The sequence below is a fragment of the Luteimonas terrae genome (assembly GCF_031457535.1).
In the GTDB taxonomy this organism is placed as follows: Bacteria; Pseudomonadota; Gammaproteobacteria; order Xanthomonadales; family Xanthomonadaceae; genus Luteimonas; species Luteimonas terrae_A.
On the sequence record NZ_JAVDWO010000003.1, the window covers coordinates 209199 to 221156 of the forward strand.

8 protein-coding genes and 1 pseudogene are annotated in these 11958 nt (G+C 67.3%); 3 read left to right on the forward strand and 6 right to left on the reverse strand.

Annotated elements, in window-relative coordinates; genetic code table 11:
• On the reverse strand, positions 1-1254 hold the full coding sequence (glyA, locus tag J2W68_RS04975) for a serine hydroxymethyltransferase (RefSeq protein ID WP_310233282.1): 1254 nt from the start codon (positions 1252-1254) through the stop codon (positions 1-3).
• A 161-nt stretch (positions 1255-1415) separates the two neighbouring features.
• Here glyA and ettA point away from each other — a divergent pair, with 161 nt between their 5' ends.
• From ettA to pyrF, 3 genes are all read left to right on the forward strand, one after another.
• Positions 1416-3077, forward strand: coding sequence for an energy-dependent translational throttle protein EttA (gene ettA, locus J2W68_RS04980; protein WP_310156259.1), 1662 nt, complete (start codon positions 1416-1418; stop codon positions 3075-3077).
• Between the two features lie 174 nt (positions 3078-3251).
• On the forward strand, positions 3252-3989 hold the full coding sequence (gene map, locus J2W68_RS04985) for a type I methionyl aminopeptidase (RefSeq protein ID WP_310233284.1): 738 nt from the start codon (positions 3252-3254) through the stop codon (positions 3987-3989).
• A gap of 8 nt (positions 3990-3997) precedes the next feature.
• Positions 3998-4828, forward strand: coding sequence for an orotidine-5'-phosphate decarboxylase (gene pyrF / locus J2W68_RS04990; RefSeq protein ID WP_310233287.1), 831 nt, complete (start codon positions 3998-4000; stop codon positions 4826-4828).
• Positions 4829-5109: 281 nt separating this feature from the next.
• On the opposite strand, the gene J2W68_RS04995 is transcribed toward pyrF, so the two are convergent.
• The 5 genes and pseudogenes from J2W68_RS04995 to gspD all read right to left on the reverse strand — a co-directional run bounded on the left by J2W68_RS04995 (position 5110) and on the right by gspD (position 11950).
• Positions 5110-6510 carry a hypothetical protein gene (locus J2W68_RS04995; RefSeq protein WP_310233288.1) on the reverse strand — a complete coding sequence of 467 codons (1401 nt, stop codon included), beginning with the start codon at positions 6508-6510 and terminating at the stop codon, positions 5110-5112.
• Between the two features lie 107 nt (positions 6511-6617).
• On the reverse strand, positions 6618-7805 hold the full coding sequence (gene pncB / locus J2W68_RS05000; RefSeq protein ID WP_310233289.1) for a nicotinate phosphoribosyltransferase: 1188 nt from the start codon (positions 7803-7805) through the stop codon (positions 6618-6620).
• A gap of 3 nt (positions 7806-7808) precedes the next feature.
• Positions 7809-8669, reverse strand: a complete 861-nt coding sequence (locus J2W68_RS05005) for a glycosyltransferase family 2 protein (protein WP_310233290.1) — start codon at positions 8667-8669, stop codon at positions 7809-7811.
• A gap of 170 nt (positions 8670-8839) precedes the next feature.
• Positions 8840-9667, reverse strand: a pseudogene (locus J2W68_RS05010) (glycosyltransferase family 2 protein); the annotation flags it as partial.
• 27 nt (positions 9668-9694) lie between these two features.
• Positions 9695-11950: a type II secretion system secretin GspD gene (gspD, locus tag J2W68_RS05015; protein ID WP_310233291.1), complete on the reverse strand. Its 2256-nt coding sequence runs from the start codon at positions 11948-11950 to the stop codon at positions 9695-9697.
• Positions 11951-11958: the final 8 nt, after the last annotated feature.

Consider the following 11958-nt stretch of genomic DNA (forward strand, 5'->3'; position numbering starts at 1 on the left):
TCAGCCGTACACCGGATACTTCGCGCACTGCGCGGCGACCTTGTCGCGCACGTTAGCGATCACGCCCTCGTCCTTCGGCGCATCGAGCACGTCGCAGATCCAGTGCGCGAGGTCCGTGCAGTCCTGCTCGACGTAGCCACGCGTGGTGACCGCCGGCGTGCCCAGACGCAGGCCCGAAGTCACGAAGGGCTTACGCGGATCGTTGGGCACCGCGTTCTTGTTGACCGTGATATGCGCCTTGCCCAACGCCTCTTCCGCATCCTTGCCGCTGACGTCCTTGCCGATCATGTCGACCAGCATCAGGTGGTTCTCGGTGCCACCGGAGACGATCTTGTAGCCGCGTTCGATGATGACCTTCGCCATCGCCTGCGCGTTCTTCACCACCTGCTGCTGATAGGTCTTGAACGCCGGCTCCAGCGCTTCCTTGAACGCGACCGCCTTGCCGGCGATCACGTGCATTAGCGGGCCACCCTGGATGCCGGGGAACACGATCGACTGCAGCTTCTTCTCGATCGCTTCGCCCGCGCCCTTGGCGACGATGATGCCGCCGCGTGGTCCGCGCAGCGTCTTGTGCGTGGTGGAGGTGACGACGTGCGCGTGCGGCAGCGGGCTCGGGTAGACGCCCGCGGCGACGAGACCGGCGACGTGGGCCATGTCGACGAACAGATACGCGCCCACCTTGTCGGCGATGGCGCGGAAGCGCGCCCAGTCGACGACCTGCGAATAGGCGGAGAAGCCGGCGATGACCATCTTGGGCTTGTGCTCGAGCGCGAGGCGCTCGACTTCGTCGTAATCGATCAGGCCGGCGTCGTCGACGCCGTACTGCACCGCGTTGAACAGCTTGCCGGACGCGTTGACCTTGGCGCCGTGGGTCAGATGACCGCCGTGGGCCAGCGACATGCCCAGGATCGTGTCGCCCGGCTGCAGCAGCGCGAAGAAGACGGCCTGGTTGGCCTGCGAGCCCGAATGCGGCTGCACGTTCGCGTAGTCGGCATCGAACAGCTGCTTGAGACGGTCGATCGCGAGCTGCTCGGCGATGTCGACGTACTCGCAGCCGCCGTAATAGCGCTTGCCCGGGTAGCCCTCGGCGTACTTGTTGGTCAGCTGGCTGCCCTGCGCTTCCATCACCAGCGCGCTGCAGTAATTCTCCGAGGCGATCAGCTCGACGTGGTCTTCCTGGCGGCGGACCTCGTTCGCGATGGCCTGGGCGAGTTCGGGATCGTAGCTTTCGAGACGGGCGTCGCGCTGGAACATCGAGGGCTCCGGAACAGTGAACGGCGAGGCCGGCCATTGTAGCGCCGGGCCGCCCGGCGCGCGGCCCCGCCGGGCGTGAGCCGTTATAATCGCCGCCATCCCTTTCCCACCCGACGCCGCCCGACCGGGCCCCGGCGCGGGCCGGCACAACCGGAGCCCCCATGTCGCAATACATCTACACCATGAATCGCGTGTCCAAGGTGGTCCCGCCGAAGCGGCAGATCATCAAGGACATCTCGCTGTCGTTCTTCCCGGGCGCCAAGATCGGCCTGCTGGGCCTCAACGGCTCGGGCAAGTCCACCGTGCTGAAAATCATGGCCGGCGTGGACCAGGATTTCGAAGGCGAAGCCCGTGCGCAGGCCGGCACCAAGGTCGGCTATCTGGCGCAGGAGCCGGAGCTCGATCCCGAGATGACGGTCCGCGAAGCGGTCGAGGAAGGCGTGGGCGAAGTGCTGCAGGCCCAGGCCGCGCTGGACAAGGTCTACGACGCCTACGCCGAAGAAGGCGCCGATTTCGACGCGCTGGCCAAGGAACAGGAACGCCTGGAGGCGATCCTCGCCGCGGGCGATGCGCACACGCTGGAGAACCAGCTGGACGTGGCCGCCGATGCGCTGCGCCTGCCGCCGTGGGAGGCCAAGGTCGGCAACCTGTCGGGCGGTGAGAAGCGCCGCGTCGCGCTGTGCCGCCTGCTGCTGCAGAAGCCGGACATGCTGCTGCTCGACGAACCGACCAACCATCTCGACGCTGAATCGGTGGAATGGCTGGAGCAGTTCCTCGCGCGCTACACCGGCACCGTCGTCGCAGTCACCCATGACCGCTACTTCCTCGACAACGCCGCCGAGTGGATCCTCGAGCTCGACCGCGGCCGCGGCATTCCGTGGAAGGGCAACTACACCGAATGGCTGACCCAGAAGGACGAGCGCCTGAAGCAGGAAGACAACCAGGAAAAGTCACGCCAGAAGGCGATCCAGAAGGAACTGGAATGGTCGCGCCAGAACGCCAAGGGCGGCCGCACCAAGGGCAAGGCGCGTCTGGCGCGCCTGGAAGAGCTGCAGTCTGTCGATTACCAGAAGCGTAACGAGACCAACGAACTCTTCATCCCGCCGGGCGAGCGCCTGGGCAATGCGGTGATGGAGTTCAAGAACGTCTCCAAGAAGTTCGGCGACCGCCTGCTGATCGACAACCTGTCGATGATCATTCCGCCGGGCGCGATCGTCGGCATCATCGGTCCGAACGGCGCGGGTAAATCCACGCTGTTCAAGATGATCACCGGGCAGGAAAAGCCGGATTCGGGCGAGATCGTCGTCGGTCCGACCGTGCAGCTGAGTTACGTCGACCAGAGCCGCGATGCGCTGGAGGGCAACCACAACGTCTTCCAGGAAATCGCCGGCGGCCTCGACATCCTCAACATCAACGGCGTCGAGATCCAGTCGCGCGCCTACATCGGCCGCTTCAACTTCAAGGGCCAGGACCAGCAGAAGCTGGTGGGCACGCTGTCGGGCGGCGAGCGCGGCCGTCTGCACATGGCCAAGACCCTGCTGCAGGGCGGCAACGTGCTGCTGCTCGACGAACCGTCGAACGATCTCGACATCGAAACCCTGCGTTCGCTCGAAGACGCGCTGCTGGAATTCCCCGGCAACACCTTCGTGATCTCGCATGACCGCTGGTTCCTCGACCGCATCGCCACGCACATCATCGCGTTCGAAGGCGACAGCCACGTCGAGTTCTTCCAGGGCAACTACCGCGAGTACGAGGAAGACAAGCGCCGTCGCATGGGCGACGACGCCGGTCCGAAGCGTCTGCGGTTCAAGGCGCTGAAGTGACAGATCCGGCCCGCGCCCGCAGTGCAGGCGCGGCTTTGCCGGATCGTCATCCCGGCGCAGGCCGGGATCCAGTGTCTTTTATCGACGCACGCCAAGTCGCTGGATCCCCGCCTGCGCGGGGATGACGGCGGAAAGATCGTGCGATCTTGATGTCTGCAGTCTTTTGAGTGACCGATGACCATCCAGACCCTGGAAGAACTCGAAGGCCTCAAGCGCGCCGGTGCGCTGGTCGCGCGCATCCTCTCGACGATGCGCGATCACGCGCTGGCCGGCATCACCCCGCGGGCGCTCGACGCCATCGGCGCCGAGATGCTGCACGACGCCGGCGCACAGTCCGCGCCGGTGCTGACCTACGGCTTCCCAGCCGCGACCTGCATCAGCGTCAACCGCGTCGTCGCGCACGGCATTCCCGACGCCACGCCGCTTTGCGATGGCGATCTGGTCAACATCGACGTCTCGGCCGAGCTCGACGGCTTCTTCGCCGACACCGGCGCCAGCTTCGTCGTCGGCACCGCGAGCGCCGCGCAGCAGCGGCTGCTCGACGCGACCCGCGAAGCACGCGACGCGGCCATCGCCCAACTGCGCGCGGGCGAGCTGCTCAGCGGCATCGGCCGCACCATCGAGACCGTCGCCGCGCGCCGTGGTTTCCGCATCATCCGCAACCTGCAGAGCCATGGCGTTGGCCGTGCGCTGCACGAATCTCCCGGCTCGATTCCCGGCTATTTCGATCGCCGCGATACCCGCCGCCTGCACGACGGCATGGTCATCACCGTCGAGCCGTTCCTGGCGACCCACGCCACCCGCACTGAAGACCTGGACGACGGCTGGTCGCTGATCTGTCCCAAGGGCTTTGGCGCGCAGTTCGAACACACGGTTGTCGTGACCCACGGCGCACCGATCATCGTCACCTGAGACCTTTCATGACGCCCACCTTCATGCAGGCGCTGCGCGCGCGCTGGCAATCCGCCGACACGCTGGTCTGCGTCGGTCTCGACCCCGAACCGGCGAAGTTTCCCGCTCGGTTTGCCAACAATCCCGACGCGGTGTTCGCGTTCTGCCGCGATATCGCCGACGCGACCGCCGAATACGCCTGCGCGTTCAAGCCGCAGATCGCGCACTTCGCAGCCCTCGGCGCCGAAGACGCGCTGCAGCGCCTGATCGCGCATCTGCATGCCGCGCATCCGGGCGTGCCGGTGATCCTCGATGCCAAGCGCGGCGACATCGGCAGCACCGCGCAGCACTACGTTGCCGAGGCCTTCGATCGCTTCGAGGCCGACGCGGTCACGGTGAATCCCTACCTCGGACGCGATTCGGTGCGGCCCTTCCTCGATCACAGCGACAAGGGCGTCGTGATCCTGTGCCGCACCTCGAATCCGGGCGCAGCGGACCTGCAGGACCTCCCGGTCGCGCACGCCGGCGCCACGCGCCCCCTTTACCAGCACGTCGCCGAAACCATCGCGCGCGACTGGAACGGCCACGACAACGTGTCGCTGGTCGTCGGTGCGACCTGGCCCGAGCAGCTGCGCGAAGTCCGCGCGATCGTCGGCGACATGCCGTTCCTGGTGCCCGGCGTCGGCGCGCAGGGCGGCGATGTCGAAGCTGTGGTCGGCAACGCGAAGACCGCCGACGGCACCGGCCTGATGGTCAGTTCCTCGCGCGCGATCCTCTACGCGTCGAACGGCGACGATTATGCAGACGCGGCGACACGCGAGGCACGTGCGTTGCGGGATGCGATCAACCGGTGTCGTTGAGGGCGCGCGAGAAGACCATTCCAGCCCAGATTTCTAGAGCCCTTCTCTGCGGCACGCTTGCGAGCCACTGGCTCGCGTGCCGATGAACGCTCTCGCGTCAACGCGAGGGCCCGGGCGCGGAGCGGGGTTGGGGTGAGAGTGCTCTTGGCGCACTCCTGTAGAACCCCGCCCTCACCCGACGCGCTTTGCGCGTCGACCCCGGATCAGGTCCGGGGCAGGCTCTCTCCCGTAGGGAGAGGAGCCGGTTTTGCTGCGATCATGCTGTCGAACGCGCCGATACCTCAGCGCGCAACCTCGATCAACACCGGATTCGAGTAGAACCACAGGTCCTGCCACGGATCCTCATCCGCCACATCCGGCGTCGGTTCGATCTGCGCATTCGACGTACCGCGCACGCGCACGAAGCCACGCGTCTGCGGCGCCGGCAGCGTGAGCTCAAACGCGATGCGGTTGCCGTCCTGCTGCCACTGCGACGGGCGCACGGTGTGCACGGTCATGTCCGGCGTGCCGTCGGCCGTTGCCTGCCCGGCGATCACGTCGATGTGCTCGATCGGATTGCGGTCGCCGTTGAAGTTGGTGCCCTCAGGCACGGTCACCGCAACCTGCACCGTCACCTGCGCACCAGCAGCAACCTGCAACGTGCCGCCCATCGTCGCTGGCGCGGCGCCTCCGGCGTGGACCTGCAGATCGAGGGTGTCGATCAGATCGCCGGTCACCGCGAACATGCGGCCATGCCGCAGGCCATCGAGAACATCCGCGCTGTCGTGCCGTGCCAGCACGTAGGTCTTGCTGTACTCGCCTGGCCAGAAATCGGCGCCGCCGATGTCGACGTTGCGATGCGAATCGGAGGTCGAGGTGATCCAGAAGCGCCTGCCCTCGGCGAGCAGCGTGTCCCAGACGCCGCCGAGCTGCGCCGTCATTTGGTCGAAGCCACCCCAGGTCTTGGCGGCATCGTTGCGATAGAGGCCGCGATGGCGCCGGTCCGCCTGATGGCCCGGCGCGCCCTCCATGCCGACGAGCACGTCCGGCGCCGCATCCTGCCAGGCGCGCAGTTCGTCGGGCTCGACCTGGCCCCAGACACCGACTGCGGTCGCGGTGCGTGAGGGATGGTTGACGAACATCAGCGGCTGCGGCTCCTGCGCCTGCATGTAGCGCAGCGCGGCAAGCATCGCCTCGGGCGTGTCGCGCGCGTCGTCGTCGACCTCGCGCCGGTTGAAGCGGCGTTCCAGCTCGACCAGCATCGTGTTCTCGTGCGCGCCGGGCGCCATGATCAACGACGCGTGCTCGCCGGCCGGCACATCGAATTCCATACCGTGGAACTGCAGCACCTCGGGCACTTCGACACGTGCCTGCTGCAGCGCAGGCCAGGCGGATTCGTGGGTCACAGCCGAATGGTTGGGGCCGCCATGATCGGTGTGCACCATCCATGTCAGGCCGTGCCGACGGGCTTCTTCGGCGTTGCGCGTACGCGAGTACGGCGAATCGCCGCCACGGATCGGCGTCGGCGGTGAGGTGCTGTCGTCCCAGGTGACGCTCCATTCGCTGTGCACGTGATGATCGCCGGCGCGCCAGGCGCGGCCGTCATCGCGATCGGCGGCGTGCGCGCCGCCCATCAGGGCGAGCAACAAGAGCGAGATGGACGCGCATCGCGCGTGCCGTGCAGAAGCGATGTGGAGGGTCATGCGGAATCCGGACGATGGAGGAACACGGCGCGACACGCCGCAACCGCGTATTCCACGCCATCCCCATGTCATCCCGATGAAACCCGCACGGGTTTCGTGTACGGCGATCAGCCAGCCGTGTCGGCCGGCAGTCCGAATACCTGTCGCAGATAGGTCAGATAGCCCGGGTCGTCGCACATGCTCTTGCCGGGCGAATCGCTGAGCTTGGCCACGGGCTGGCCGTTGCAGCGGACCATCTTGACGACGATATTCAGCGGCGTCGGCCCCAGATCGTTGGTCAGGTGCGTGCCGACGCCGAACGCCAGTTTGCAGCGTCCGCGGAAGTAGGCGTGCAGGCGTTTGACCTTGTCGATGTCGAGGCCGTCACTGAAGACCAGGATCTTGCTCGACGGATCGACGCGGTGCTCGGCGAAGTGCGCGAGCATCCGGTCGCCCCAGATGAAGGGATCGCCCGAATCGTGACGTACGCCGTCGAAGAGCTTGCAGAAGTACATGTCGAAATCGCGCAGGAATGCATCCAGCCCGACGACATCCGACAGCGCGATGCCCAGATCGCCGCGGTACTCGTGCGCCCATGACTCCAGTGCCGCCACCTGCGAATCGCGCAGGCGTGGACCGAGCGCCTGGAAGGCCTGCAGGTACTCGTGGGCCATCGTGCCGTGTGGGGTCATGCCGTAGACGCGCGCGAAGTGGACATTGCTGGTGCCGACGAACTGGTCGCCCAGCGCATCGCGCAACAGCGGCAGCATGTGCGCATGCCAATGCTGCGAGTAACGGCGGCGCGTGCCGTAGTCGGCGATCCGGCAGTCCTCGTAACCGGCAACGTCACGCAGCAACGCGGCCTTGGCCTGCAGGCGCCGTTCGCCCTCGGCGAAATCGGCCTGCGTGGTGTTGCGGAACCAGACCTCGTTGACGATCGCCAGCAGCGGCACTTCGAACAGGATCGTATGCAGCCACGGCCCTGTGATGTCGAGTTCGATCTCGCCCGCCACGTCGCGCGATGCGCGCAGATCGATGTACTTGCGGTCGAGATGGAACAGGCCGAGGAAGTCGGCGAAGTCGGGGTTTACGAACCGCAGCGCGCGTACGTAGGCCAGCTCATCCGGAGTGAAACGAAGCGCGCACAGCGCATCGATCTCCGCGTTGATCTCGTCGATGTACTGCGCCAGATCGATGCGGGGCGTGCGGCACTTGAAGCGGTACTGCACAAGCGCGCCGGGATGCTGGTGCAGCACTGCCTGCATCATCGTGAACTTGTACAGATCGGTGTCGAGCAGGGAGGCGACCGCAGCCATCCGTCAGCCCGCCGTCTGCGATGCGCGCCGCAGCACAGCGATCGGGAAGCGCGTCCAGATCATCGTCCACACTGCAACGCGCTGCGGCCAGCTGCGGTGCGCGGCTTCGAAGCGCTGGAAATAGCGCCACAGGCCGCGATGCTTGTGCCATTCGACGAACACCGGGCGCGTGCGGCTGGACACGCCGCGCACATGCAGCACGACGATATCGTTGGCGACCGCGATCACCGCGCCGGCTTCGCGCGCGCGCCTGCACAGGTCCAGGTCTTCGGCATGCAGCCGGTAGCCGGTATCGAAGCCGTCGATGCGGTCGAACAGCGTGCGCGGCAGCAGCATCAGCGCGCCGGAAATCGCCTGCACGCGCTGCAGCGGCTGCGCGGCATCGCGCGGCACGGCGAGCACCCGGGCCTGCGGGTCACGCAGCATCGCGGCGAAGTCGGGATCGCGGCGACGCGCGGCGGGATCGTGCGCACCGTTCTCGCCGACGAGTTCGGTGCCCAGCAGGCATGGCGCAGCCAGCACGTCCGCATGCGCACGCAGACGCGCGAGCGTGTCGCCATCAACGAGGCAATCGGGATTGACGAAGGCGATCCAGGGCGCATCGGCATCGCGCACCCCCTGATTGCAGGCGACCGCGAAGCCGGGATTGTCGGGATTGCCGATGAAGTGCACGCGCGGGTCCAGCGAGGCATGCCGTTGCACGACGGCCAGTGTCGTGTCGTCGGAGGCGTTGTCGACGACGCGGATCTGCGCGACGCCGTCGGCCGCGCGCAGGCGCGTCAGGCAGGCGTCGATCGTGCTGCCGCTGCGGTGGGTGACGACGACGGCGACGATGTCGGGCTTGGCGGGAACTGCAGCGGTCACTTCGGCGGCGTGTCTTCGGCGGAATCGCTATTGTCCGCTGCGCCGGGTGCAGTTGGCGTATCGCGAGCGCCGGCTACCCTCACCCCACCATCCGCTTCGCAGATGGCCCTCCCCTCTCCCGGAGGGGAGAGGGGCATTGGCGGGCGGACTGCGTCCGCCGTTTCCTCGTGAAACAGCTGCTGCTGCGCCGGCGCGTTTTCCAGTGCATCGAAGCCGCGCTGCAGCGCCACGCGCGTCGCGTACAACGGGTCCTGCATCAGGAAGGTCGCCAGCCGCGAGTGCCAGGACGGCCAGCGCACCGCAAGCGCGTCCATGTCGCCATCGGCCGGGCCACCCTCGCCGCCTCGCGCCACGAACGCCGTCTCACACAGCGCGTTGCGCCAGCCCAGGCCGGCCATGCGCAGCGACAGGTCGATCAAAGCGGCATACCAGGAGTGATAGCTCGACGCATCCAGCCCGCCGGCCTTGCGACGCGCATTCCCGCGCAGCAGCACCGCATGACCGATGGCGGCGGGTAGCTCCGGATACAACGGAGGGAGCGCCTGGCAGGCGCGCGCCAGTCGAGCGGGCTCGTCGGGCACCGGATTGATCTCGCCGATCCGCGGCCAGGCCGCGGACTCGCCGGCGTTGCACCACGGCGTCGCCGTGGCGATCGACGCATCGCGCGTGAAGCAGGCTGCCAGTGCGTTGGCCCAGCCCGGCGCGGGAATCGCATCGGGCGCGAGCACGATGACATCCGCATCGCCGCAGGCGCGCAGCACGTCGTCGAGATGCGCAACCTCGCCGATCGAACGCTGGCGGCAGGTGTAGTCGGCCTGCAGCGGCGTGCTGGCGAGCCAGCGCTGCACGATCTCCGCGCCGCGCGGGCCGATGCGCGCATCGTCGGCCAGCCAGATCCGCGTGCCTGCCGGCGTACCGGCGTCGAGCGCGGCCAGACACGCGTCGAGCGCGTCGTCGTCATGCCCGACTGGCAGCAGCACGACCGGCACGTCAGTCATGCAGTTCCCCCGTCGACATCGCGGACCTCAGTCCTGGGGCTGGTTGATCGGCTGCAGCGCGCGGAAGCGCTTGCCGTATTCGTCGGTCAGCTGGCGGGCCTCCATCGGATTGCGCACGATGGTCGGCGTCAGCAGCACAATGACTTCACTGCGCTCGGTGCCCGAGCCTTGTGACCCGAACAGCCCCCCGATCACCGGAATGCGGCTCAGCCCGGGAATACCTGACGAAGTGCGCGATACCTGATCGCGGATCAGACCGGCCAGCATCACAGTGTCGCCAGCCTGCACCGCGGCCTCGGTCTTGAGACGGCGCGTATCGATGCGCACGTTACCTTGATCGTCCGCAGTGTTCTGCGCGCCTGGCGTGCTCACTTCCTGCACGATATCGAGAAATACCATGCCGTCACGGGTGACGCGCGGACGCACCTTGAGGATGGTGCCGGTCTCGATGTACTGGACCTGGGTGTACTGGCTGTCGCCGAGAACCGGGTTGAAGCTGGTCGATGAGATCGGAATGCTCGCGCCGACATTGAACTCGGCCATCGCGTTGTTGCGCACAAACACGGACGGAGACTGCAGCACCTGTACATCGGTGACCTGGTCGAGCGCGTTGATGATCGCCGCCGCGTCGTTCTTGACCAGCGACCACGCGAGGCCAGGGCCGGAGACGCCACCAATGCTGGCACCGAGGGTGCTCCAGCGGCTTGGCCCACCGACCCCCGGGAACGGCCCGATCTCGTTGTCGGTCATGCCCTTCTCGATGAACCAGTTGACGCCGTATTCGAGATCGCCGCTCAGCAGCACCTCGACCACCTGCGCCTCGATATGCACTTGCGCCGGCATCACATCGAGGCGCTCGACGACATCGCGGATCGAGCGCCACGCGGCCGGCGTCGTACGCACCAGCAGGGTATTGGTCTCGTCGACCGCCGACACGCCGACGCGATCGCCTTCCACTTCCAGCGTGACGCTGCTCGGCCCCTCCTGCTGCTCGCTGAGCTGCATCTGGCCGATGTCGCCACCACCACCGCTGCCACCGCGGCTCGTACCCGACGCGCCGCCGCGGTTGTTGCTGCCGAGACCGGAACTGCTGCCACTGTCGAAACCGGACGAACCATCGGTACCGCCCGTGCGCAAGGTGTTGCCGGTCAGGCCCGGCATCAGCGAGGCGGCGTCCTGGCGGCCACTGCTGCCGCCGCCGCCGAAGACTTCCGACAGGCGCTGCGCGAGTTCGCGGGCCTTGATGAACTTCAGCTCATAAGAGAACAGCTTCGGATCCTGGCCCGCGTTGTCGATGCGCTCCAGCCACTGCTGGATCTCGCCGAGATAATCGGCCTGCGGCGTGATCACCAGCACCGCGTTCGCGCCTTCCAGCGGCATGAAGCGGAACATGCCAGAGACCGGCGATTCGCTGTCCGCGCCGAACACCTTTTCCAGGTCGGCGACGACCTGCGTGGCCTTGCCCGACTGCAGCGGGAATACGCCGACCGACATGCCCGACAGCCAGTCGACGTCGAAGATCTCGATCGTGCGCAGATAGTTGTCGAGTTCGGAGCGGCTGCCGGAAATCGTGATGACGTTGCGCGCGTTGTCGGCCGAGACGATCGCGTTCGGACGCGCGTACGGCTCGAGCAACTTCTCCATCTCGGTCGCCGAGATGTAGCGCAGCGGGACGGTGCGCACCTCGAAACCGCGGGCGGCGCCGATGCTGCCGGTGCGCGGCGCGACGGTGCCGGTCGCGAGCGCGGTGTCGGCCGCGACGATGTTGTAGCGGCCGTCGCTGTAGATCATGCGGGCGTTGTTCCAGCCCAGCACCATCTCCAGCAGGCTCAGCGCCTGCGCCGCGCTCACCGGCTGCGGCGTCGCCAGCGTCACCGTGCCCTGCACTTCCGGCGCGATGACGTAGTTCTGGCCGAGCATGTCGCCGAGGATCGCCTTCGCGACCGCGTGCACCGATTCGCCTTCGAAATTGAACGAGGCCTGGCCGCTGGTCGCGCCCAGCGTGGGCGGCGCAGCGGAGGCGGCGCGCTGGTTGATGACGGTGCCGCTGCCGCGGCGGATCTGCGGCTGCGGACGTTCGTCGTCGCCCAGCAGCGGCTGCGTGCGTGCGCCCGGCGCCGATGCAGTATCGGCGGACGAGGTGCCCGCCTCCGCACCCTGGCGCAGGTCGGCATCGCGGCGCATTGACGCGGTCGGCGCGGTGGCGCAGCCGGCGAGCAGTGCGATGCCGGTACCGAGGGCGATCGCCCGGAGGTGGAAGGCTGGCGTCTGGAAAGGCTTCATCGACGGGA